This window comes from Sabulicella rubraurantiaca, from assembly GCF_017355885.1.
Lineage (GTDB): Bacteria > Pseudomonadota > Alphaproteobacteria > Acetobacterales > Acetobacteraceae > Roseococcus > Roseococcus rubraurantiacus.
The window spans coordinates 277,842-299,137 of record NZ_JAFEUU010000002.1; the positions used below are offsets into that span (position 1 = coordinate 277,842).

The window sequence follows — 21,296 nt, forward strand, 5'->3', positions numbered from 1 at the left end:
TCCTTGCCGCGTTGGGGAGGGTATGAAACAGGCGCTCCGCAACCGGTTCATCTTCTTCTCCCTGCCTGGCGGCGCAGTCATCTGGGGCCTCGTATCCCTCACTGGGCTGTCGGGCACGGACGGGCTGATGATCGGCTGGATCGCCCATGTGGTCGCGCACGCCACCTGGGCCTGGAAGCACCTGGGCTGCGCCACGCCCGAGGCGATGCGCGAAAGGACGCGGCGCCTGGGCCAGGGTCGCGGCACGGTCCTCGCCATCGCCCTGCTGGCGGCGGCGGTGGCGGGCGGCACGGTGGTCGCGGAGCTGATAATGGAGAAGAACGCCGCGATCTGGGAACGAGTGCTGGCCGTGCTGACCATCATCTCGGCCTGGGCGCATGTGCAACTGCTCTTCGCGCAGGAATACGCGCACGAATACTGGGAGGAGGATCGCGGCATCGACTTCCCCGGCGGCGACGGCACGCCGGAGTTCACCGAGTTCCTCTACGTCGCCACCATGGTCGGCACGGCGGGTCAGGTGAGCGACACGCCGACCAACAAGCCGGACATGCGAAGGCTGGTGATGACCCACGCCCTCGTTTCCTTCGCCTTCAACGCCGTGATCCTGGCGGTGACGCTGGAGGTGCTGGGCAACCTCGCGGGCTAGCCCGCGGCTGCCTCCAGCGCCCGGGCCAGGAACAATTCGGCCATGGGTTCATAGGCCTCCCAGGTTGCGCGCAGCGCGGCCAGGGGATGCGGCGAGAAATCCACGCGCAGATCCACGTCGGGAAACACGTGCGGCCCTTGCACGCGCAGCGCGGCGGAGACGAGTGGCGCGCCCTCGCCGCCCGCCGCCTCCCCTGCCTCCAGCGCGCGCAGCAGGCGCTCGGCCATGGCTTCGTCCGGCGCGGCCAGCGCGGCGTCGAGCATGGCGCGCGGCACGCGGTCATTGGCCAGGATATTGCCGATGGCGACGCATCCCGGCCCCTCGGCGGAAGCAAGCACGCCACGGATGGACGGACCGGTGAAGTGCGCGGTGCGCCCCGCTGCATCCAGCACCGCCACTTGCCGCCATTGCCGGTGCGGCGAGGTGGCGACGAGCGCCGCCACCGCTTCCTCTGCCGTGCATCCCGAAGCGAGCAGCGCCAGTCCACGTGGGCCGAGGCGCATGTCGGTGCGCGCCTGGGTCAGCACCGCCCCCTGCCCTGCGGCCGTCCACGGCACGCGCGCTCCCACGGCGGGCGAAGAGGTCGTGACGGCGGCACCGAAGGCGCCCGTGCGCGGGCAATGGATCAGCAGGGAGAAGGTCATGACGCCCTCGTGTCGCACCGCAGCAGGGCTTGCGGGAGTTGAAACGCCAGACCTAGACTTCGCCATGCTGACGAGCAAGGCACGCGGAGCCACGTTCCGCACCCTCAGGCCCCATGCTGCCTGACGCGCGGACGCTTCGCGTGGTGCAGCGGCGGCGGCCCGGCCGTTGGCTCGCCACGATCCTCGTCCTCGCGCTGCTCGCGCTCGTCATCCGCGCCTTTGCCCTGGGGCAGATCGAATGGTCGGTGGTGGGCGAATACATGACCGCGCCCGTCATCCTCGCGGGGCTGGTGAACACGCTGGTGATGACGGTCTGCGCCATGGCGCTTGGCCTCGCGCTCGGCGTGCTGGCGGCGGTGATGAGCATGTCGCCCAACCCGGTGATGGTGGGCGTGGCGAAGTTCTACATCTGGTTCTTCCGCGGCACGCCGCTGCTGCTGCAGCTGCTCCTGTGGTTCAACCTCGCGCTGATCTTCCCGCGCCTCGGCATTCCCGGCTTGTTCGAGGCGCGGACGGTGGACGTCATCACGCCCTTCGTCGCCACCTGGCTCGGACTGGGCATCAACCAGGGGGCCTATACGGCCGAGGTGGTGCGCTCCGGCATCCTGTCCGTGGACCGGGGCCAGGCGGAGGCGGCGCAGGCGGTGGGGATGACGCGCATCCAGGCCATGTTCCGCATCGTGCTGCCGCAGGCGCTGCGCGTGATCGTGCCGCCCGTGGGCAACGAGGTGGTGAGCATGGTGAAGCTCACCTCCGTCGCCAGCGTGATCCAGTTCTCCGAGATCCTGCGCAACGCGCAGACCATCTACTACGCCAATGCCCGGGTGATCGAGCTGCTGATCGTCGCCGCGGCCTGGTACCTCGCGGCGGTGACGGTGCTGTCCCTGTTCCAGGCCATGCTGGAACGGCGGCTGGCGCGCGGCGTCTCGACGGCGGGCCGCCCCGCATGAGCGAAGCGATGCCCATGGTGGCGGTGCGCCACCTGTCCAAGTCCTTTGGCGCTGTGAAGGCCCTCACCGATGTCAGCCTGGACGTGGCGAAGGGCGAGGTGGTGTGCCTGCTCGGCCCATCCGGCTCGGGCAAGTCCACGCTGCTGCGCTGCGTGAACCACCTTGAAAAGCCGGATGCCGGCGCGGTCTGGCTGAACGGGGAGCTGATCGGCTACCGGAGGGAGGGTGACCGGCTGCTTGAGCTGCCCGACCCGCAGGTGGCGCGGCAGCGGCGGCGCTTCGGCATGGTGTTCCAGCGCTTCAACCTGTGGCCGCACAGGACGGCCTTGCAGAACGTCATGGAAGGTCCGCTGCGAGTCGGACGCCGCCCGGCTCGCGAGGCGCGAGAGCGGGCCGAGGCGCTGCTGGCCCGAGTTGGCCTCGCGGACAAGGCCGATGCCTGGCCGGCACAGCTTTCGGGCGGGCAGCAGCAGCGCGTCGGCATCGCGCGCGCCCTCGCCATGGAGCCGGAGGTCATGTTGTTCGACGAGCCGACCTCCGCCCTCGACCCCGAGCTGGTTGGCGAGGTGCTGGCGGTGATGCGCGACCTGGCACGCAGCGGCATCACCATGATGGTGGTCACGCACGAGGTGGGCTTCGCGCGCGAGGTCGCGGACCGGGTCGTGTTCATGGATGCGGGCACGGTGGTCGAGGAAGGACCGGCCGCGCAGGTGCTGGGCCAGCCGCGCCAGGCCCGCACCCGAGCCTTCCTGTCCGCCGTGCTGGCCTGAAATCGAGGAGACCGAGGATGTTCCACCGAATCCGATGCCGTGCAGCCGCCCTGCTGGGCGCGGCACTGCTGCTCGCCCCGCTTGCCGCCATGGCGCAGGACCGCATCGCCCTGCCGGACCGCATCCGCCGCGCCGGCAAGATCATCGTCGCCACCTATCCGAATTACCCGCCGCTGACCTACCGCGACCCGCAGACCAATGCCCGGCTTGGCTTCGACGTGGAGCTGACGGAGGCGATCGGGCGGGAACTGGGGGTGGCGGTGGAGTGGCAGGAAATGCCCTTCGTGCAGTTCTTTCCTTCACTGCAGACGGGGCGGATCGACCTCGCCATCGATGGCATTTCCGACCTGCCCGCGCGGCGCGGGCCGCTCGACTTCGTGAACTACCTCCGCACCGGGGCGCAGTTCATGACACTGGACCGCAACGCCGAGATTCGGCAGCCCACCGATCTGTGCGGCAAGCGCGTCGGCGCCAGCCGTTCCACCAACTGGCCGCGCAACATCGAGGCGTGGTCGCAGGAGAATTGCGTGGCGCAGGGCCGCCCCGCCATTACGGTCGTCGGCACCGAGGGTTCGGTGGATGCGCGCACCCAGCTTCGCACCGGGCGCATCGACGGCTCCGTCCAGGGCAATGAGACCATGGGCTGGCTGATGCGGCAGGAGCCGGGCGTGTACCGCACCCTGGGCGAGCCCTTCACCGAGAACCTGACGGGGATTCCCGTCGCCTCCTCCGAACCGCAGCTGCGCGACGCGGTGAAGACGGCGCTGGAGCGGCTGCTGGCCAACGGCACTTACCGAGAGCTGCTCCGCAAGCACGGGCTGGAGGCGAACGCGCTCTCCGCCATCACGGTCAACGCGGGGCGCTGAGTCATGGCGGATGCGACGCGCGCTTCCCTGCTCCGGCGTCTCGACGATGAGCGGGAGGGGCTGATCGCCTTCCTGCAGGGTTTCCTGCGCGCCCGCTCCGCCAACCCACCGGGCGACACCACGGAGGCCGCAACCTTCCTGGGCGACTGGCTGGACAAGCAGGGTGCGCCCTGGCGGATCGCCGCTGCCAAGCCGCACCTCCCCAACATCGTCGGGAGCTTCGAGGGGGCGCGGCCGGGGCGGCACCTCGTGCTCAACGGCCATATCGACGTCTTCCCGCCGCTGGACGAAAGCGGCTGGTCGGGCGAGCGGCGCGACGGAAGGATCTTCGGCCGCGGCGCCTCCGACATGAAGGCGGGCACCGCGGCAGGCGTCATCACCTATGCCTGGCTGCATGGGCTGCGCGCCGAGCTGGGCGGGCGGCTCACCCTCACCGCCGTGTCGGACGAGCAGACGGGTGGCGAGTTCGGCACGCGCTGGCTGTTCGAGACGATGCGCAACGAGGTGCTGGGCGATTGCTGCCTGAATGGCGAGCCCTCGGGCCTCAACAACGTGCGCTTCATGGAGAAGGGCACGCTGCGCGTCATCGTCACCATCCGCGCGCCGGGCGGGCATGGCGGCTACCCGCATCTGTCGCGCAACCCGGTCAAGATCGCAGCGCAGATGATCGCGGAGTTCGAGCGGCGCTTCCACATGCGCGAGACCGTGCTGCCCGAAGCCGTCTCGCGCGCGCTGACGACGCCGGAGGCGGTGGCGGTGCTGGAAGCCGGAATGGGTGCCGGCGCGGCGGAGGTCGTGCGCCGCATGACCTTCAACCCCGGCGTGATCCAGGGCGGGTTGAAGGTGAACCAGATCCCGCATGAATGCCGCTTCGAGGTGGATCTCCGCATCCCCGTCGGCATCGACCGCGACGCGGTGCTGGAGGAGGTGACGGAGGTCTGCGCCGCGCACGAGGCGGAGTTCTCGGTCGTCCACAGCCACTCCTACCCGGGCAGCATGGCCGATCCGGAGAGCGAGATGATGCGCATCATCCAGGACAATGCGGAGGCTGCCACCGGGCGGCGCCCGGTGCCCATGTCCTCGCTTGGTGGCTCGGATAGCCGCTACTGGCGCTATGAGGGCGTGCCCGCCTATCTCTACGGTCCCTCGCCGGTTTCCATGGGGCGTGGCGACGAGAACGTGACGGAGGAGGAGTACCTCGCCGTGGTGCGGGTCCATCTGCTCTCCGCCTATGACTATTTGCGCGCGGGGAACTGAGATGTTCAACCTGCATGCCCTGGAGGAGGCGGAGAAGCTGGTGCGCCGCTTCTTCCCCGCCACGCCGCAATACAACTGGCCGCTGCTGGAAGCGCGCACAGGGTGCGAGGTGTGGGTCAAGCACGAGAACCACACCCCCACCGGCGCCTTCAAGGTGCGTGGTGGGCTGGTCTACATGGACGGGCTGCACTCGCGCGGGGTCATCACCGCCACGCGTGGCAATCACGGCCAGTCCCTCGCCTATGCCGGGGCGCGCTACGGCGTCCCGGTCACCATCGTCGTGCCGCACGGCAACAGCCGCGAAAAGAACGCCGCGATGCGCGCACTGGGCGCGACGCTGATCGAGCACGGCACCGATTTCGACGAGGCGCGGGTGGAGGCGCAGCGCCTGGCGGAACAGGACGAGCTGGATTTCGCCCCCTCCTTCGCGGAACCGCTGGTGCGTGGCGTCGCCACCTATGCGCTGGAGCTGCTGCGCGGCATTCCGGTGCCGGATGCGCTCTACGTGCCCATCGGCCTCGGCTCAGGCATCTGCGGCTGCATCATGGCGCGCGACCTCTTGGGGCTTTCGACCGAGATCATCGGCGTGCAGAGCACGGGGGCGGATGCCTATGCGCGCTCCTTCCGCGAGGGGCGCGTGGTGGAGACGGAGCGGGCGGACACGAAGGCGGACGGCATGGCGACGCGCGTGCCGGACCCGGCGGCGCTGGAGATCATCCGGCGTGGCGCCTCGCGCATCGTCACCGTCACGGATGACGAGGTGCGCGACGCCATCCGCGCCTATTGGCAGGACACGCACAACCTCGCCGAGGGGGCGGGCGCCGCGCCGCTGGCCGCGCTGATGCAGGAACGCGATGCGATGAAGGGCCGCCGCGCCGCGGTGATCCTGTGCGGCGGCAATATCGACCTCGACCTGTTCCGGGATTGGGTGCTCCCATGATCATCCGCCACGTGCGGCCCTGGGGCGGCGCGCCTTGCGACATCGCGCTGGAGGGCGACCGCATCGCCGCCATTACGCCATCCGCCGCGAAGGGCCCGTCTCTGCTGGCGCTGCCCGGGCTGGTGGAAGGGCATTGCCACCTCGACAAGACATTCTGGGGCCGGCCCTGGTGGCGCAACGAGGTGGGGCCGCGGCGCGAGGACCGCATCGCCAATGACCGCGTGGCGCGCCGGTCGCTCGACCCACGCCGGGAAGGCCGCGCCCTGGCGGAGGAGCATCTGCGGAACGGCACGACGCGGCTGCGCTCCCACGTGGATATCGACGACGATTCCCGGCTGCGCCACGTCGAGGCGCTGCTGGCGCTGCGCGAGGAGATGCGCGGGCGGGTAGAGATCCAGCTCGTCGCCTTTCCGCAGGCCGCCATTCTCCGCACCCCGGGCTGCGAGGAATGGATGGACGAGGCGCTGCGGATGGGGTGCGACGCGGTGGGCGGTCTCGACCCCTCCGTCATCGACCGCGACCCGGTGGGGCATCTGGACGCGGTGTTCCACCTCGCCGAGCGGCACGGCAAGCCCGTGGATATCCACCTGCACGAGCCGGGCGAGCTGGGCGCCTTCGCGCTGGAACTGGTGGCGGAGCGGACGCGGGCCTTGTCCATGAAGGGGCGCGTCACGGTGAGCCACGCCTTCGCGATGGGCGAGGTCGCACCCGACCGCGCCGCCGCGCTCTACGCGCTGCTGGCGGAAACGGGGGTTGCGCTCTGCACCTCGGCGCCTGCCTACCGGGCGACGCCCTCGGTGCGGCGCGCGCGCGAGGCCGGGGTGGTGCTCTTCGCCGGCAACGACAACATCCGCGACGGCTGGAACCCCGCCAATGCGCCGGACATGCGCGAGCGGGCCGAAGCGGTGGCGCTGAAGAACGATTTCCGCCGCGACGACGAGGTGGAATGGGCGCTGGAGGCCGTCTCCACCCTCGGCGCGCAAGGCTGCGGCTTCGCGGATTACGGCTTGGCGCCCGGCGCCCGCGCCGACATCGTGCTGCTGGACGCCGACACGCCGGCCGAGGCGGTGGTGAGCCGCGACCGCCCCATCCGCGTCATCAGCCACGGACGGGAGATTCCCCTCACCCGCTCCTGACGCCTCACCGACCGCTGCCCTCCGGTTGGCGCGCGGGCTTTGCCCGCGCAACGGGGCGGAGCGCTCAGGACGAAGCGACGAAGACCGGAGCCCTCGCGAAAATGCGAAGCGTTTTCGTGGGGATCAAATGATCTGGTAGCGCGCCCGCGCCGCGCGCTCGATGGCGCCGGCGATGAGGCGGTCCAGTTCCAGCCCGATGCGAAGCTGCTGCAGGAAAACCAGCTCGCTCTCCGTCGCCTCGCCATCCGCCGCCGCCACGTCGCAGGCGAGGAGGTAGGCGGTTTCGCGCAGGCGCATCGGCAGCGCATCGCGGATCAGGTCCAGCGCGCGGTCCAGCCCGTCCCCTGCGGCCAGGAGCGGCAGGCAGGCCTCCGTCGCCTCGTCCACCTCCTGCGCGTCCACCCCCGCAAAGGCCGGCAGGTCGCGCACCAGCCCGGTCATGCGCCGCAGCTCGGCCTCGTCGATATGCGCGCCGGACGCCGCCATGAACAGCATGGAACAGAGCAGGGCCTGGTGGGGGGTTAATTGGTCGGGAATGGCGTTCATCCCGGATTCTCTCCTCGTTCGGTGCCGTAACCCTCCAACAGAGCGCGAGTTTCACGGATCGCCTCGGCCAGGGGGACGCGGCGCGGCACCACGCCTTCCGGCAGGGCGGCGAGGACGCGTGACGGGGCGGCGCGGTCCAGCAGGACGAAGACGCCCCGGTCATCGGCGCGGCGCACGAGGCGCCCAAAGGCTTGGCGCAGCCGGTGCCGCGCCTCGGCATCGTCGTGGTTCTGCGGGTGGCCGCCGGAGAGGTGCAAGCGCCGCTCGCGGTTCAGGATGGTGCGGCGCGGCCAGGGCACGCGGTCGAAGACCAGGAGGCGCAGGGAGCGGCCGGGCACGTCCACCCCGTCGCGCATGGCATCCGTGCCGAGAAGGCAGGAATCCTCCTCGGCGCGGAAGACGTCCACCAGCGTCGCATTGTCCATCGCATCCACGTGCTGGGCGTAGAGCGGCAGGCCGGCGGCCTCCAGCGGCGGGGCGATGCGGCGCGCCACCTCGCGCAGTCGGCGTATGGCGGTGAAGAGGCCGAGGGCCCCGCCCCCCGCCGCCAGGAACAGGTCGCGCATCGCGCCGCTCACTTGCCCGGCCATGCGCGTGTCCACGTCGGTGACGACGAAGGCGCGGGTGTTGCGCGCGTAGTCGAAGGGGCTGGGCACAGCGGCGCGGATGGCGGGCGCCGGCAGGTGGACGGCGCCGGTGCGCGCCTCCGCCTCGCGCCAGGCCGCCTCGGGGTCATTGCGGCGGGCAGCGTCGGTGAGGGTGGCGCTGGTGACCAGCAGCCCGTGCGCCGGCGCGGCCACCACCTGGGCGAAGGGGATGGTCGGGTCCAGCCAGTGCCGGTGCAGCCCGGCATCCCAGTCGCGCCCGTCGCGGCGGTCGAGCTGCAGCCAGTCCACCATCACCGGGCGCGTGCCCGACTCCGGCGCGGGGGCGGCGAGCGTGCCCAGCATGCCGCGCCACGCGGCGAGCGGACTGAGGGCGCGGCGCTCGATCCCACCCATCGCGGTTTCCAGCCGGATCCGCTCCCCTGCATCCATCGTGCCGGAATCCTCCTCCTCCAGCCGGGCGCGCAGCCGGTCGCGCAGCGTGGTGAGCGGGGTTTCCAGCCCTTCCAGCGCCCGGCGCAGGGCGTCGCCGGCCTCGGCCAGCGCCTCGCCGACCGGATGGAGGTCGCATTCGAGGGAATAGACCCCGTCATCCTGCGGCACCCGCGCCAGCACCTGGGCGCGCACGGCATGAAGGAAGACCTCCGCCGGGTTGGGGGCGAGTGGCGCCTCGTCGCCGATGCGGCTGAACCAGCCGGAGGTCGGCAGGGCGGTGCGGGCGGCGTGCAGTGCGGCTTCCAGCGGCGGCAGGAGATCAGGGATGTCGCCGGCCAATTCCTCGATGCGGGCGCGCAGCCCCTTGGCGCGCGAACGCCCACCCTCCGCGCCCAGCAGCCAGCGGCGAAGCTCCAGCGCCTCCACCCCCGACAGTGCAGCGGAAAAGGCGTTGTCCGCGGCGTCGAAGATGTGGTGCCCCTCGTCGAAGACGAAGCGCGTGGGGCGCCCATCCTCGCCGCCACCGGTGGCGGCCTGCACCATCACCAGCGCGTGGTTCGCCACGACGAGGCGGGCGTGGCGGGCACGGCGGATCGAGTGCTCGACGAAGCATTTCTTGTAGTGCGGGCAGGCGGAGCGGATGCACTCGCCGCGCCGGTCGGCGAAGCCCGCCAGCGTGCCGGGCGGAAAGAGTTCCAGCAGCCAACCCGGGAAGTCCCCGCCCTGGATGTCGCCGTCGCGCGTGGCCGAGGCCCAGCGCGCTACGAGGGCGAGCGGCAGCGCCATGCCGCGCATCCCGGCCTGGCCGAGGGATTCATCGAAGTTCAGCAGGCAGAGATAGTTCTCGCGCCCCTTGCGGATGGCAACGCGGCTGCGCCGCTCCTCCGGGTCGGGGAAGAGCCGCGCGAGCTCGCCGTCGATCTGGCGCTGGAGATTGCGGGTGAAGGTGGACAGCCAGACCGGCGCACCGTTGCGCTCAGCCCAGAGCGAGGCCGGGGCGATGTAGCCCAGCGTCTTGCCCGTGCCCGTCCCCGCCTCGGCCAGGACAAGCTGCGGCGCGCCTTCTGCCTCGCGCGGGGCGAAGGCCGCCGCGGCGGCGGAGGCGAAGTCGGCCTGTTGCGGACGCTGCTCGGCGACGCTGCCCAGCATCTCCGCGAGGCGGCGGCGGGCATCGGCCGGGGAGACGGCGTGCGAAGCAGGGGGCGGCGGTGGGCCGGTCTCCTCCCATTCCGGCAGGCGGCGCCAGACTTTCAGCGCGTCGCGTGTCGCCTTCATTCCGGTCTGGCCGAGGGCGGCCAGCACGCTTTCCGCCCAAGGCCAGGCGATGGCGTCGCGCAGATGCGCGGCGATGGCGGCAGCGCCTCGCCCGGCCTCCGTCCCTGCGAGGCGCGACAGGCGGCGCAGCAGCGCCCCGGCGAGTTCGGGCAGCAGGATGGCGGCTGCCTCGTCATCCGCCGGCACGGGCAGGTCCAGCGCCAGTGCGAGGCCGCGTGGGGTCGGTGGCGCGGGCTCGGCCGGGCAGACGAAGGCGAAGAGCTCCAGCAGGTCCAGCGCCTCCTCGAAAGGCGGGAGGTCGAGGCGGCGCGCCGTGGCCGGCGCGTGGACCAGCAGCGGCGCGGCCTGTTCCGCCAGGGCATGGGCGACCGAAGCCGCCCCCAGCACGCGGACCTCCCCTTCCGTGGAGAGGAGGGTGGCACGGCCAAAGGCGGCAACAAGGGAAGGCGCCTCGGGCAGAAGGAGGCGGGGGGCGGGAGATGCCATGGAGCCGGGGTTATGCGCCGCGCCAACCGGGCGGCCAAGCCAGGCGTTGCTCGCGGACCGTATTCGTTTTCATTGAAAGGCCGCGCCATGGCTTCGAGCATCCAGGAAACCTATGTCACCGGGCTGAAGAATGCCCATGCCTTGGAAACCCAGGCGGTCCAGCTCCTGTCCCGCCAGCTGGAGCGGATTGAATCCTATCCCGAGATGGCGGCGAAGATCCGCGAGCATCTGGCCGAGAGCGAGGAGCAGGCGAAGCGGCTGGAGCAGCTGCTGGAGCGGCACGGCACCAGCCATTCCATGCTGAAGGACTTCGTCACCGGGCTGACTGGCAACGTGGCCGCCCTGGCCCATGCGCCGATGCAGGACGAGGTGATCAAGAACACCTTCGCCAACTTCGCCTTCGAGCATTTCGAGATCGCGGCCTATCGCTCGCTGATCGCGCTGGCCCAGGCGGCGGGCGACAACCAGGCCATCCCGGTGCTGCAGCAGAGCCTCGCCGAGGAAGAGAAGACTGCGCAGTGGATCGGCGAGCGCATCGAGAAGATCACGCTCGAATACGCGCAGCGCGAGGCGGCAGGGATGAAGGCGGGGATCTGATCCCCCGCCTTTGGGCGCGGCGTCAGCGGCAGATGCAGGCGACGGAGGAGATCCGGTCGTTCCATTGGCCGCCGAAATAGGAGACGTTCCAGCCGGTGTCCCTACCGTGCCACTCCGCCGAGCGGCCCTGGCCTTCGGCATGTTCCCAGATGCGCAATGTGCAGCGTGGAGGGACATAGGCCGAGGAGATCGAGTCGTTGCGGCTGGGTCGGTAGCTCCACGCATTGCTGCTGACCCGGCCCGGATTGTTGAAGCTGACCCGGTCGCCGTTGGCGATCCGGAGCCTTCTCCCCTGCATGTCCCGGTGCTCATACAGCTCGCAATAAGCCTGACGGTATTCTCCGGTCCGGAGGCCTTGCGCGAAGGCAGGCGCGGCAACGAGAAGCAGGGCGATTATGGCGGATGCACGAAGCATGGGGCTTCTCCCTAGAGAAGGCGGCACCCGGCCCATGCATCCTCATTTCGTGCCCTAGCATCCTGTCAAGCGGAATCCGGCGAAGGGAGCGAGGGCGCTGCCGCCACCTCCTCCCGCGCCACCCCTGCCTCCTCCAGCACGGCCCAGGCTTCCGCCGCGTTCGCGACGAAGCTCACCAGGTCGATATCCTCCGGCGAGATCACGCCCGCCTCGACCAGCGCCTCCCAGTTGATGATCCGGCGCCAGTATTCCGCATCCACCAGAACGATGGGCGTGGGCCGCATGCGACCGGTCTGGCGGAGGGTCAGCAGCTCGAACAACTCGTCCAGCGTTCCGAAGCCGCCGGGGAACACCACAAGCGCGTTCGCCCGCATCGCCAGGTGGAACTTGCGGATGGCGAAGTAGTGGAACTGGAAGGTGAGGTCCGGCGTGGTGTAGCGGTTGGGCGCCTGCTCGTGCGGCAGGCGGATGTTGAAGCCGACCGAAGGCGCACCGGCCTCACGCGCGCCGCGGCTTGCCGCTTCCATGATGCCGGGGCCGCCACCCGTCGCGATCACGTTGTCGCGCACCCCATCGCTGTTGCGCAGCGCGCCGCCGCGTTCCGACGCGATCCGTCCGAAGCGCCGGGCCTCCTCGTACCAGGCCGCATGGCCGCCGGTTCCGCCCTCCCGCACGCGAGCGCCGCCGAACACCACGATGGTGGAGCGCACGCCCCAGGCCAGCAGGGCCTCCTCCGTCTTCTTGTACTCCATCTGCAGGCGCATCCCGCGCATGGAGTCTCCCAGCAGGAAGTCGCGGTCGAACATCGCGAGGCGGTAGCTGGGGCCGGGCCGTGAAGGGCGGGCGGGACGGGGCTTTCGTGACATGGACACTCCCTTGGCGGTGGCGCGGTGTCACCGCCGCACCGATCGAACGCGCAGGGAGGGCGTGGGTGGGCCTTCGGATGGGACCGGCTACTTGGTCACTGAGATCAGTTCTGGCGGGGAGGGTTTTCCTGGCCGCTTTCGCCCCGACCGGGCGGTGTGGTATGGGCCTGAGCGGGCGTCTCCGTAGCTCAGCAGGATAGAGCACCAGATTCCTAATCTGGGGGCCGTGGGTTCGAATCCCGCCGGGGACACCATCTCCTAAAAACTGAGCAATTTCAGTCGATTACAGGGCAGGTTTGCGAATAGGTGTAGCCTTGCGTTACACCCCTAGCGTTACATCTGGACCCGCTAGCCGATGCCTCATCGCCTGCTCCGTCGCGGCCTCACTTGGTACGTTCGATATGCCGTGCCGAAGGACCGATGGCGCGACGTAGGGCGGATCGAGAAGGCGGCTGGAGGTGAGCGGAGAGAGATCGTCCGCACGCTGAGCACTTCCGATCATCGCGTGGCGGAAAGCCGTCGAGACACCGCGGTCGCCGCCATCGTCTCTAACCTCAATCGCCGGCTGGAACACGCAGGCTTAGCCCCACTGACCGACTGGAAGGCGGATTGGGCTGACCGTGCCGAGTCCCGCCGTATCACTCTGGAGAGTGCCAGGGGCTTCCTGACGGAAAACGAGTTGATGGCGGGGTATGAGGAAGGCGAGACGCCACGCGACCGGGTGCTAGATGACATTCGAGAGGATGCCACGAAGCTGGCCCATCAGGTCGGCGCAGAGGCGGCTAATGCATTCTTTGCGGCTGCCACTGGAAAGTCCGCCAGCGTTGGCGTCGTGGCTGATGACTGGTTGGCGGACCTGGAGAAGCGTCGGACACGCCCGAAGGCACTGACGGGACACCGTGCGGCCTTGGCGCTGCTTGCGGCCTTCCTCAAAGAGCGCCACCACATGCCCAGCCTACGAGCTACGCCCTTCGCCCTGGTGACGCCTCGCGTTGCCGCCGAGTTTGTGGATTGGCGTGGCTCCCAGCCCTCCAGCAAGCGCGCTGGGAAGACCGTGAGTGCCGCAGCGATCCGCCGTGAGTTGTCCACCTTCCGGGGCGTATGGACCCGCGCACGGACCCGTGAGGAGACGACGCTGGACCCCTGGCGTGAGGTGTCTCCTCCCCTGCCCAGCCGCCATGCCGACACAGAGGACGATGACGCCACGAAGCGTCCCTACAGCCTGGAGGAACTGCTGGCCTTCTTTGCGGCTCCCCTGGAGGCATGGGCACCAAGCGGCAAGGGGTACGGCACCGCACTCCGGGATGCTGCCGCACTAGCGGTCCTAACCGGGTGCCGCATGAGCGAGGTGGCAGGGCTGGAGGTTCGCGACGTGTCAGCCGGGAGGGACGCCTTCACCATACGCCGCGGGAAGTCCGCCAACGCAGCGCGAGAGGTGCCCCTAGGAGAGACCGCACGGATGGTCCTGCGGGCGCGTATGGCGAAGCTGCCGAATGACGCCCCGCCCTCAAGCTCGCTGTGGCCCGAAGTTCCATCCGCCGAGAAGGGAAAACTCATGTCTGCCCGCTTCCCGGCCATCCGGCGTCGCATCATGCAGGACGCTGGGCTGGACGTTCCGCTCCACGCGACTGACTTTCACAGCTTCCGCCGGACGTTCGCGCAGTTCGGGCGAGATGCCATGAACGAAGGCGGGGGAGAGGTGACCGAGAGTTTGCTGGGGGCGCTCATGGGACACCGCGAGCGGACCTTGGCGCTGCGGACCTACGCACCGGGCGTGTTGCAACGGCACCTGGAGCGCGCCGTAGCGGCCATCGAACAGCAGGGCATCCCGGCTGCGCTGCGAGAGGCACTGCGGGAACGGTATGGGGGGGCGCTAGTGGTTGAAGCACCAGGCTGAACCTTCCGCCAGATGCTTTGACTCGGGTTCAGACCCAGGGTCCGCGGCGCCGCCACCACTAGCCCGTTATGAACTTAAGGCCGGGAGCCTTGGCTTGCTTGTGCCGTCAGGAGGCGAAGCAAGAGTTTCTGAACATCCCGCCCCGCGAGTGGCTTGGGGATCAGCGGCCAGTCAGGAAAGCGCAACCGCGTGGCGTCAAGGCGCTCGCCGGTTGCGAGTACCGTTGGCACGTTCCGGCGCCTGAGTTCCGCAAGCAACTCCCTATGGCCCTGCTCGTCAGCAATATCGGCATCCACGAGTGCCGCTGCGGGGTTGCGCTGCGCAATCTCTGTGAGGGCGTCTTTAACATGCAGGCAGGGACCGACTACCTCAAAGCCCTGCCCAACTAGGCGACTTGCGATGAAGGCTCCAATAACCGGCAAACCTTCCAATATAAGAATACGGCTTTCAGACAGTTCAACCCTGCCAGCCTCCAAGTCAAAGTCGCGCCACTGTGAGGACTGACTACCATCCATAGGCTGAACTCCGTGATACCTAAGCGTATAAGTCGACTTCTCCACTAGGAACCTCAGCGTTCACACTTGAATGCAGAACTTCTGCGCGGCGTGATTGTTTTCAGAGCCTGCAACTCATCGGCCAGAGGGTCAACCAGCCGGACAGCGTGGCGCTGGGCTTGCTGCATCGGTGTGTAGGTTTGATGGGAGAGCCTCCAGGCGCCCTAGCGCGAATTGGCCAGCCTTCCCTAATTGCGGGGCGGGCAGCAGACTCACCTTTCAACCGGGAGCCACGCCATGCTTGTCCTGTCGTTTCTCTGGTCGCTGACTTGGAGGCTGCTGCTGGCCGCCGGCCTCTACGCAGGTTGGATGGTCCTTGCTCTGACGAACGGGGCGACGAACGAAGAAGCCAACGCCTCTGTCGCCGTCGTGGTGCCCATCGCTTTGGCGGTGCTCTGGGCCGTGTGGACCTACCTCCCCAGAACGAGGTGACGAACGGAAGATTGTGCTTCTGACTGGCGCCAATCACACCACCCCTGGAAGCCCCTAGGACTCGCAAGGAGTCATTCAGGAAGCCGGGCAGTAGGATGGGCGCGGCGAGACATCACAGGGGCCTGTACGGGCTTCCTGCGGACTCCTGGGGGCACGCCCAGGCTTTCCCTGGGCTGCTGGTTATGTCTGCTTCAGGCCGCTCACTGAAGATTCTGTGTGCCGCCGCTTTCAGGCAAGTGGCTGAACTGCATGGTCCTGCGCATCTCGTCCAGCACCTCCTTCTGCTGCCGAAGGCCCTCCCGCAATTCGTCTGCATCGGCTCGCAGGCGCTCAGCCTCGATGCGGCTGGCTTCCGCAAGCTGCCTGATCTCCTCGGTTAGGCGGCTCGCCTCCTCTCGGGCAATCCGCACGTCTTCGGCGGCCGAGCGTGCCGCCTCCGCTATGCCACGGAGTTCCTCGCCAGACCGGCGTCCTTCCTCCGAGATGACGCGCTGCTCCTCTGAGACCATGCGCTCAGCTTCAGCCGTCCAATGCCGATTGGCTGCCGCCTCTCGACGGTGTTCCGCGCTCTCGCGCCTTGCTTCAGCTGCCTTCCGGTCAGCTTCCGCGCTCCCTAGTTCGTCGCGGTGGTCGTTCGCCATAGTGGCCTCCGTCCAGATCCGATTGGATGCGTCGTTCAGCCGCCGCGACGCGAAAACGGCCTTTGTACTGGCCTCCAGAAGCCGACGCGATTCGGCCAGGCGTTCCCCGGTGAGACGCAACCGAGCCTGGAGGGCGGTCAGCAAGGCATCCCTGTCGTCGCGGTCTGCCATTCTCACCTCCACCCTTTGCGGCTTAAAGCCCAGAACGGGTCATCCAGTTTGCCGCACGTACCCGCCCCGTACGCCAACCCCTAGGTCTGACGTGGAGGCTTTACGGTGTTCGCCTGGCGCTAGGTGTCGGCACGAGGAGGAGCCCAAAAGGGCAGGTAGTGTGGCTACCCCCCGTTCGAGGCGGGGGGGGGCCTCAATCCGACTGAGCCTTTGCCCCGCACCTCGTCTGAGGGACTAGCCGCTCCCTCGAAGCAAGCGCATTGGGCACCCATGAGCCGACCGCGGGTCACGGCCTGCTGCTGGGCTTGGTGCCGTACCACCAGCTTACCGGGTGGCTCACTATCTCCCTACCTATGGGACAACTGGGCGATTACCCATAGAGCCCACTCGTAGTCGCTCTAAGCCTCCCCTTAAGCCGGTGCAGAGGGATGGACTACTGAGAGTCCACACCCCTACGTCCTCTGGGAGTCACCTTCAGCTTACCCGAGGGCATGTGCAGAGGAGTGAACCACGGTAAGTCAAACCGTGGTCCTCCTGTTGGGCTAACAGTGGGTCTCCACCTTCACCGCCCCCTCGACACCCACGACGCGTCGGAAGGCGGACACCATGACCTCCTTCGCTGTCTCGACATGGTGCATACCCACCGCCACCGCGTCGTGCTGGGGCAGAGCGACAACCCCAAGCCGCTGAAAGTCACCTAGGGCCAGCAGCAATGCGTCTGACTCCACACGCTGGGCCTTTAGGTTGAACCCTGTACCAGCCACCCGGGCTACCGGTGGGAGTGCATCGAAGATGCGGCGCTGAATGTCCGGCCATCGGTCGCGAGAGGCGAAGTGAACCCGAGTGTCCTGCGGGAACCGGCTAAGGGCCTTGTAGGAGGAGAGCAGCGCGTTCACGACCATCTTCGCCCCCTCTCTGGTGCCTGGAAGCCCGGCGTAGAGATCGCCCTCCGGCGGCTCCTGACCAGCCATAGCGAAGGCAATGCGCGGCCAGGCGCTTGACCAGTCCACGAACGCTACAGGCGCCCCTTCGATCCGCAGGCGGGACAGCCGGTCATCCCGCTTCATGTTAATCCAGAAGCCCCCTGCCAGCCTGCCCCCCAGCGTAAAGTCCGGGGAGGAGGGCACACCGGGAGGCGCCCGGTTGAACACGCGGATCATGGAGCGGCGCCCCGTGTCCACCCAAGGCCCACCTGGTGCCACGTCCAAGGGCGCATCCCGTAGCCAAGCATTGAGCGTCACCATTTGGCGCCGCATGGCGTAGGTGGCTGGGGTGTCCACATACTCGATGGACGGTCCGCGTTCCCCCTTGTTCGGATTGTAGCCCCGAAGGTGAATCACTTCGTCCCCCTCGACCGTCTCCACGTCCTCCAACGTGACGCCATGAGCCTCCACCAACGCGGCAAACAGGGGAGTTGGTGCCAGCGTCGAGAGACGCCCTGGACGGCCGGGAGTCCTCACGATGTACTCCCCAGCAACCAACAGATCGGCCGCGGTACGCAGCATCTCGGGTGGAAGGGGTGACGGCTCGTAACGTGAGACTTTGGCGGCCCGCTGGGGGTTCGCGAGAGACAGCGCCAAGCCCTCCAAGTAGCCACCCACAACGGTCGTCGCTAGGCCCGCGCCAAGTGCTCCCAGGACGCGCTTCCAGGACTCTACAGCGGTCTTCCGGCGCGCCCGCACCCTGCCCCCATGGCTGCGCTCCAGGGAGTCTAGAAGCGCCTCTAAGGCCGTCCTGAAGGCTTCTCCGCTGTCGCCTCCCAAGGTCCGGTGCGGAGAGAACCATGCCTCCCGGGGCGGCTCTATGGCAGGGCTGGCGATGGCTTCGTGGTGGTTACTAAGCACGGCTTCAGGTTCAAACATCCGGTGGCCTCCAAACGGCAAGAAGCCCGCGCGGGGTGAACCGGCGGGCTGGGCGGTTTCGTCATTACCGTCTTGGAAATCGTCCTGGGTTGCGACCCTTCTGCCGTCGTTCGTAGCTTCTCTCTAAATGAGAATCGCTCTCAAGTAGGATACTTCCCGCAAGCTGCCTGTCCGTTCTGAGGGTTTTGCCCATCGGAAATGCGAGCAAGCACTCGGCGCACTGCTGTTGCGGTCCAGGAGCCATCCCTGGGCGTGGGCATTCCTTCGGCTTCTAGGGTCCGGGCGATCTCATGGAGGCTGGCACCCTGCTCTCGCAGAGCCAGCAAACGCGGGGCAAGCAGATGGGCATGGTTGGAGGCAGCCCGTTGCCGGACCTCTAGGCTGCGCTGGGCGCCCTGGAGGCGTTCTTTGGCAGAGGGTGGACGTTGGCCCTCCCTAAGCCCTCCAAGCTTCTTCCCGCGTGTCTTAGCGGCTGCCAGAGCGGCCTTAGTGCGCGCGGAGACGGCCCGTGCTTCCTCCTCCGCGACCAGCGCCATGACGCCCACTGTGAGGCGGTTCGCGTGAGGCATGTCCGCCGCAACGAAGTCCACTTCGGCTTTCTGAAGACCTAGCAGGAAGTGAGCATCGCGCGACAGGCGGTCCAGCTTGGCGATAAGCAGGGTGGCACCCGTAGCCCGACACTTTGCCAACGCCTTGTCCAACTGGGGGCGTGACGTCGTGCGACCGCTCTCGACCTCCACAAAGACCGGGAGGAGGAGGTGCCCGCCGTGGCTGCTCAGATGGTTGCGGATGGCCTCCTGCTGGGCCTCCAGGCCGAGACCGCTTCGTCCCTGCTTCGCGGTGCTGACGCGGGCATAGGCGACGAATAGGCGGGGCATTGAGGCGGCCATCAGCGACTCCTGGGTTCCAATTATGACACCCTGAGTCCCCGCAACATACCATGTCAATAGCAGTCAACGAACATTGACACTACCTGACAAGGTCTGGAGGCAGGCAGACGGACCCCACACTCCGCTTCAGCATGACTACTTCTGGAAGTTGTAATTCTCAATCCTGAGTTGTAGGACCGCCCTCAGCTCGAAAAGACGGCTTTACGAAGGCAGAGGAACCCGCAGCCCAGTGGCACGTTTGGTCAACCTTAACAGCCGCCCTGTTTTCGCGCTCAGATCTGCTTTGCGGGCCTTAGCCTCCCTCGTTTGGGTCATTCTATTGCGTTTCCTAGCTGGCTCAGCACTGCTCAGCTTCCTAGCCCTAGCTTATCTCGCAAAGCACCTACTCGGGATCGATGTTGTCCCTGGAGTGGACATGGTCCCAGACGAAGATATCGAGGCATTAATTGAGGGGCTGTTCTCTCTGATAGGCCTCTGAGGCTGCTACGGACCTGGGTACAGCTTTTTTGGGGTGAATGCCTACTTCGGCAAGCCGGACCCCAATTATGTCTTCAATAAAGGAGGAGACGCTGGTTGCGCCCTACTGACCTTGCTGCACACCTCTCCCAGCCCGCCGCAGGACGTCACGAAGCCAGCCAACAGACCCCCACCCGTCAAAGCCAATCGACTTCAAAAAAAGGGTTAAAGGTTGTTCTTGTTGTTCAGACCCCCCGCCCCCTTTCAGAACACTAGGGCAAACAGGGGGGTACGTTTTGAAGTACCGGGGGATTCAGCCGCGGGGCACCACTCGCCCGCCTCGCCGCTTATCTAAGGCCGCTGGTGGCCGGCCACGAACGCGCAGACGAATAAGCGGCCCTGGAGATGGTGGCGGTGTGACAGCCTTCTAGCGGATGAAACCGGACGCTTAATACCCACCAGACCATGGCTGCTCTCGCCCCTTGTCGGCGCCTCCGCCTTGCGGCCCTGGGCTTTCCGTCAGCGAAGCGGTGGTTATCCTTGCATCACGCGCGAGGTGCCGCAGCTTCGTAGACCGTGGCGTCCTCCGGCAGGATCACCCAGGACTGCTTGCTCCGCGTGAACAGATGCAGTGTCGGCCGCAACCACGACGTGTCGTCCAGCGTGCCGCCGCGGACGTGGCGGATGGAGCCCGGCGGTTCCGTTCCGGGCTTCACGCCGCCGCAAAGCCAGACCCCGCAGTCTGGGCACACCCACCGCGTTTTGGCGCGCCCGCTCTCGGTGACGCCGCCCGGCACCGGCCGTAGTTCCTTCCCAGTCACCCGGAACGCCTCGCCCGGAACCGAGACGCCGATCGAAAACGCACTGGTCGTCACGCGCTGGCAGTCAGTGCAGTGGCAGGCGTACACGCGGGTCGGCGCGTGCGTGATCTCGTAGCGAACGGCCCCGCACACGCAGCCGCCTGTCATTGGCAGTTTCACGGGTCGGCTCCTCTTGCGCAGGCCGCATCTCATCCGTGGTGACCTGAAAAATCAACGGCTCAAGACCCGGTCCCCACCCAGACCCAACTTAAGCCGTGGTCTGGCTGCTCATCGTTTTGCTATTCATCGCGCACCGCGCAGTGGCGGCTTATGAGAAGGGGCGCAGGACTTAGCGGTAGTAACGCAGCGGTACAAGGCCAGCGTTACAGATAACCAATTGATATTGTTTACTTTTATCCCAAACCTTACCTCTATCGTCCCCTCCCGCCGGGGACACCATCTTCAAAGACTAAAAGCATTGGTGAACCGGCAGGTTCTTTGGAGTTGCAGCGGATTCGATGCTGCCCTGCCCTTGCGTGGCCAGCAATTGCGCCTGAGAGGATCAGCGACGGCCGACAAGCAGCCGGGTCACCCATCCAAGGCACGATCGCCACCTCTTGTGTCAGGGGGTGACGGATTTCTTTACGTCGCATAGCAACGTTGGCCGTCTCCGCGTCGCAAGTCTTTGACGCGCCACAAGAAATCGCTCCGGCACAGATGTTGCTGAGAGGCGAAGTAAAGTGGCGAAGGGGACCCTGGCTCAATGAATATCGGCGAAGCGGCCCGACGCAGTGGGGTAAACGCCAAGATGATCCGGCATTATGAGTCGATCGGCTTGGTGCAGTCTGGCCGGCACGTCAACAAGTACCGGGTCTACACGGAGCACACCGTGGCGAAGCTGCGCTTCATCAGGCATGCACGCGAACTCGCCATGCCGCTCGCAGAGGTGAGAGCACTGCTCAGTCTTTGGGGCTGCGACGCGACCCCAGAGGAAGTGCGGAGGCGAGCAGCGGCGGAGATCAAGCGGCTTGAGGGCAAGGCGGTCTCGCTGCAAGCCATGGCGACAGCGCTTCGCAACCTCTTCGAAACGACAGCGGAAGAGCGGCCGGACGCACCTCATTTCGAAGAAGCGGAACTCTCTGCTGCCATCTAAGGCCTG

Annotated in this window: 21 protein-coding genes and 1 tRNA gene; 13 read left to right on the forward strand and 9 right to left on the reverse strand. The window is 67.5% G+C overall.

The window, feature by feature from the left end:
• Nucleotides 1–22: 22 nt before the first annotated feature.
• Nucleotides 23–646, forward strand: coding sequence for a DUF1345 domain-containing protein (locus JTJ31_RS05295; protein ID WP_207537570.1), 624 nt, complete (start codon nt 23–25; stop codon nt 644–646).
• On the opposite strand, the gene JTJ31_RS05300 is transcribed toward JTJ31_RS05295, so the two are convergent.
• A complete protein-coding gene (locus JTJ31_RS05300) occupies nt 643–1,290 on the reverse strand; it encodes a DUF1028 domain-containing protein (RefSeq protein ID WP_207537571.1) in 648 nt (215 codons plus the stop codon). The genes JTJ31_RS05295 and JTJ31_RS05300 overlap by 4 nt on opposite strands.
• A gap of 113 nt (nt 1,291–1,403) precedes the next feature.
• Here JTJ31_RS05300 and JTJ31_RS05305 point away from each other — a divergent pair, with 113 nt between their 5' ends.
• The 6 genes from JTJ31_RS05305 to JTJ31_RS05330 are packed head-to-tail and all read left to right on the forward strand — an operon-like array spanning nt 1,404 to nt 7,209.
• Nucleotides 1,404–2,240, forward strand: a complete 837-nt coding sequence (locus JTJ31_RS05305; protein WP_207537572.1) for an amino acid ABC transporter permease — start codon at nt 1,404–1,406, stop codon at nt 2,238–2,240.
• The gene (locus JTJ31_RS05310) at nt 2,237–3,010 is read left to right on the forward strand and encodes an amino acid ABC transporter ATP-binding protein (protein WP_328805675.1); all 774 of its coding nucleotides are present in this window, start codon (nt 2,237–2,239) and stop codon (nt 3,008–3,010) included. The genes JTJ31_RS05305 and JTJ31_RS05310 overlap by 4 nt, the downstream gene beginning before the upstream one ends.
• A gap of 17 nt (nt 3,011–3,027) precedes the next feature.
• On the forward strand, nt 3,028–3,876 hold the full coding sequence (locus JTJ31_RS05315; protein WP_207537573.1) for an ABC transporter substrate-binding protein: 849 nt from the start codon (nt 3,028–3,030) through the stop codon (nt 3,874–3,876).
• Nucleotides 3,877–3,879: 3 nt separating this feature from the next.
• Nucleotides 3,880–5,133, forward strand: coding sequence for a M20/M25/M40 family metallo-hydrolase (locus JTJ31_RS05320; RefSeq protein WP_207537574.1), 1,254 nt, complete (start codon nt 3,880–3,882; stop codon nt 5,131–5,133).
• Between the two features lies 1 nt (nt 5,134).
• Nucleotides 5,135–6,073, forward strand: coding sequence for a threonine dehydratase (locus tag JTJ31_RS05325; protein ID WP_207537575.1), 939 nt, complete (start codon nt 5,135–5,137; stop codon nt 6,071–6,073).
• Entirely contained in the window at nt 6,070–7,209 is a 1,140-nt protein-coding gene (locus JTJ31_RS05330) for an amidohydrolase (RefSeq protein ID WP_236019898.1), read from the forward strand. Before JTJ31_RS05325 ends, JTJ31_RS05330 begins: the two co-directional genes overlap by 4 nt.
• A gap of 123 nt (nt 7,210–7,332) precedes the next feature.
• Here JTJ31_RS05330 and JTJ31_RS05335 read toward each other — a convergent pair whose 3' ends face one another.
• Together JTJ31_RS05335 and JTJ31_RS05340 are read right to left on the reverse strand one after the other, a co-directional pair.
• Nucleotides 7,333–7,755 carry a tellurite resistance TerB family protein gene (locus JTJ31_RS05335; RefSeq protein WP_207537577.1) on the reverse strand — a complete coding sequence of 141 codons (423 nt, stop codon included), beginning with the start codon at nt 7,753–7,755 and terminating at the stop codon, nt 7,333–7,335.
• Nucleotides 7,752–10,556: an ATP-dependent DNA helicase gene (locus tag JTJ31_RS05340; RefSeq protein ID WP_207537578.1), complete on the reverse strand. Its 2,805-nt coding sequence runs from the start codon at nt 10,554–10,556 to the stop codon at nt 7,752–7,754. The genes JTJ31_RS05335 and JTJ31_RS05340 overlap by 4 nt, the downstream gene beginning before the upstream one ends.
• An 87-nt stretch (nt 10,557–10,643) precedes the next feature.
• Between JTJ31_RS05340 and JTJ31_RS05345 the strand changes: the two genes are divergently transcribed.
• Nucleotides 10,644–11,153, forward strand: a complete 510-nt coding sequence (locus JTJ31_RS05345) for a ferritin-like domain-containing protein (RefSeq protein ID WP_207537579.1) — start codon at nt 10,644–10,646, stop codon at nt 11,151–11,153.
• A 22-nt stretch (nt 11,154–11,175) separates the two neighbouring features.
• On the opposite strand, the gene JTJ31_RS05350 is transcribed toward JTJ31_RS05345, so the two are convergent.
• Together JTJ31_RS05350 and JTJ31_RS05355 are read right to left on the reverse strand one after the other, a co-directional pair.
• A complete protein-coding gene (locus JTJ31_RS05350) occupies nt 11,176–11,568 on the reverse strand; it encodes a peptidase inhibitor family I36 protein (protein WP_207537580.1) in 393 nt (130 codons plus the stop codon).
• A 65-nt stretch (nt 11,569–11,633) separates the two neighbouring features.
• Nucleotides 11,634–12,434, reverse strand: a complete 801-nt coding sequence (locus JTJ31_RS05355) for an LOG family protein (protein WP_207537581.1) — start codon at nt 12,432–12,434, stop codon at nt 11,634–11,636.
• 177 nt (nt 12,435–12,611) lie between these two features.
• Between JTJ31_RS05355 and JTJ31_RS05360 the strand changes: the two genes are divergently transcribed.
• From JTJ31_RS05360 to JTJ31_RS05370, 4 genes are all read left to right on the forward strand, one after another.
• Nucleotides 12,612–12,688 (forward strand) — tRNA-Arg (locus JTJ31_RS05360).
• Nucleotides 12,689–12,789: 101 nt separating this feature from the next.
• Entirely contained in the window at nt 12,790–14,331 is a 1,542-nt protein-coding gene (locus JTJ31_RS05365; protein ID WP_207537582.1) for a tyrosine-type recombinase/integrase, read from the forward strand.
• Between the two features lie 263 nt (nt 14,332–14,594).
• Nucleotides 14,595–14,720, forward strand: coding sequence for a hypothetical protein (locus JTJ31_RS24940; protein ID WP_268956996.1), 126 nt, complete (start codon nt 14,595–14,597; stop codon nt 14,718–14,720).
• A gap of 402 nt (nt 14,721–15,122) precedes the next feature.
• Entirely contained in the window at nt 15,123–15,317 is a 195-nt protein-coding gene (locus tag JTJ31_RS05370; RefSeq protein WP_207537583.1) for a hypothetical protein, read from the forward strand.
• Between the two features lie 200 nt (nt 15,318–15,517).
• On the opposite strand, the gene JTJ31_RS05375 is transcribed toward JTJ31_RS05370, so the two are convergent.
• The 4 genes from JTJ31_RS05375 to JTJ31_RS05390 form a co-directional block, all read right to left on the reverse strand.
• Complete coding sequence (locus JTJ31_RS05375; protein ID WP_207537584.1) at nt 15,518–15,826, reverse strand: hypothetical protein; 309 nt, start codon at nt 15,824–15,826, stop codon at nt 15,518–15,520.
• Nucleotides 15,827–16,671: 845 nt separating this feature from the next.
• Nucleotides 16,672–17,991 (reverse strand): serine/threonine-protein kinase, encoded by a 1,320-nt coding sequence (locus JTJ31_RS05380; RefSeq protein ID WP_207537585.1) that lies wholly within the window; start codon nt 17,989–17,991, stop codon nt 16,672–16,674.
• A 140-nt stretch (nt 17,992–18,131) separates the two neighbouring features.
• Nucleotides 18,132–18,881 carry a recombinase family protein gene (locus tag JTJ31_RS05385; protein WP_328805676.1) on the reverse strand — a complete coding sequence of 250 codons (750 nt, stop codon included), beginning with the start codon at nt 18,879–18,881 and terminating at the stop codon, nt 18,132–18,134.
• Between the two features lie 1,001 nt (nt 18,882–19,882).
• Nucleotides 19,883–20,317 (reverse strand): GFA family protein, encoded by a 435-nt coding sequence (locus JTJ31_RS05390; protein ID WP_207537586.1) that lies wholly within the window; start codon nt 20,315–20,317, stop codon nt 19,883–19,885.
• Between the two features lie 583 nt (nt 20,318–20,900).
• On the opposite strand from JTJ31_RS05390, the gene JTJ31_RS05395 reads away from it, so the two are divergent.
• Nucleotides 20,901–21,290: a MerR family transcriptional regulator gene (locus JTJ31_RS05395; protein ID WP_207537587.1), complete on the forward strand. Its 390-nt coding sequence runs from the start codon at nt 20,901–20,903 to the stop codon at nt 21,288–21,290.
• Nucleotides 21,291–21,296: the final 6 nt, after the last annotated feature.

Excerpts from the sequence above, each read along its gene's own strand:
- JTJ31_RS05315 (WP_207537573.1), top strand. The coding sequence starts at position 3,028 with ATGTTCCACCGAATCCGATGCCGTGCAGCCGCCCTGCTGGGCGCGGCA.
- JTJ31_RS24940 (WP_268956996.1), top strand. The coding sequence starts at position 14,595 with ATGGCCCTGCTCGTCAGCAATATCGGCATCCACGAGTGCCGCTGCGGG.
- JTJ31_RS05340 (WP_207537578.1), bottom strand. The coding sequence starts at position 10,556 with ATGGCATCTCCCGCCCCCCGCCTCCTTCTGCCCGAGGCGCCTTCCCTT.
- JTJ31_RS05350 (WP_207537580.1), bottom strand. The coding sequence starts at position 11,568 with ATGCTTCGTGCATCCGCCATAATCGCCCTGCTTCTCGTTGCCGCGCCT.
- JTJ31_RS05300 (WP_207537571.1), bottom strand. The coding sequence starts at position 1,290 with ATGACCTTCTCCCTGCTGATCCATTGCCCGCGCACGGGCGCCTTCGGT.
- JTJ31_RS05330 (WP_236019898.1), top strand. The coding sequence starts at position 6,070 with ATGATCATCCGCCACGTGCGGCCCTGGGGCGGCGCGCCTTGCGACATC.
- JTJ31_RS05305 (WP_207537572.1), top strand. The coding sequence starts at position 1,404 with ATGCTGCCTGACGCGCGGACGCTTCGCGTGGTGCAGCGGCGGCGGCCC.
- JTJ31_RS05355 (WP_207537581.1), bottom strand. The coding sequence starts at position 12,434 with ATGTCACGAAAGCCCCGTCCCGCCCGCCCTTCACGGCCCGGCCCCAGC.
- JTJ31_RS05395 (WP_207537587.1), top strand. The coding sequence starts at position 20,901 with ATGAATATCGGCGAAGCGGCCCGACGCAGTGGGGTAAACGCCAAGATG.
- JTJ31_RS05380 (WP_207537585.1), bottom strand. The coding sequence starts at position 17,991 with ATGTTTGAACCTGAAGCCGTGCTTAGTAACCACCACGAAGCCATCGCC.
- JTJ31_RS05370 (WP_207537583.1), top strand. The coding sequence starts at position 15,123 with ATGCTTGTCCTGTCGTTTCTCTGGTCGCTGACTTGGAGGCTGCTGCTG.
- JTJ31_RS05345 (WP_207537579.1), top strand. The coding sequence starts at position 10,644 with ATGGCTTCGAGCATCCAGGAAACCTATGTCACCGGGCTGAAGAATGCC.
- JTJ31_RS05385 (WP_328805676.1), bottom strand. The coding sequence starts at position 18,881 with ATGGCCGCCTCAATGCCCCGCCTATTCGTCGCCTATGCCCGCGTCAGC.
- JTJ31_RS05325 (WP_207537575.1), top strand. The coding sequence starts at position 5,135 with ATGTTCAACCTGCATGCCCTGGAGGAGGCGGAGAAGCTGGTGCGCCGC.
- JTJ31_RS05375 (WP_207537584.1), bottom strand. The coding sequence starts at position 15,826 with ATGGTCTCAGAGGAGCAGCGCGTCATCTCGGAGGAAGGACGCCGGTCT.
- JTJ31_RS05335 (WP_207537577.1), bottom strand. The coding sequence starts at position 7,755 with ATGAACGCCATTCCCGACCAATTAACCCCCCACCAGGCCCTGCTCTGT.
- JTJ31_RS05295 (WP_207537570.1), top strand. The coding sequence starts at position 23 with ATGAAACAGGCGCTCCGCAACCGGTTCATCTTCTTCTCCCTGCCTGGC.
- JTJ31_RS05365 (WP_207537582.1), top strand. The coding sequence starts at position 12,790 with ATGCCTCATCGCCTGCTCCGTCGCGGCCTCACTTGGTACGTTCGATAT.
- JTJ31_RS05320 (WP_207537574.1), top strand. The coding sequence starts at position 3,880 with ATGGCGGATGCGACGCGCGCTTCCCTGCTCCGGCGTCTCGACGATGAG.
- JTJ31_RS05310 (WP_328805675.1), top strand. The coding sequence starts at position 2,237 with ATGAGCGAAGCGATGCCCATGGTGGCGGTGCGCCACCTGTCCAAGTCC.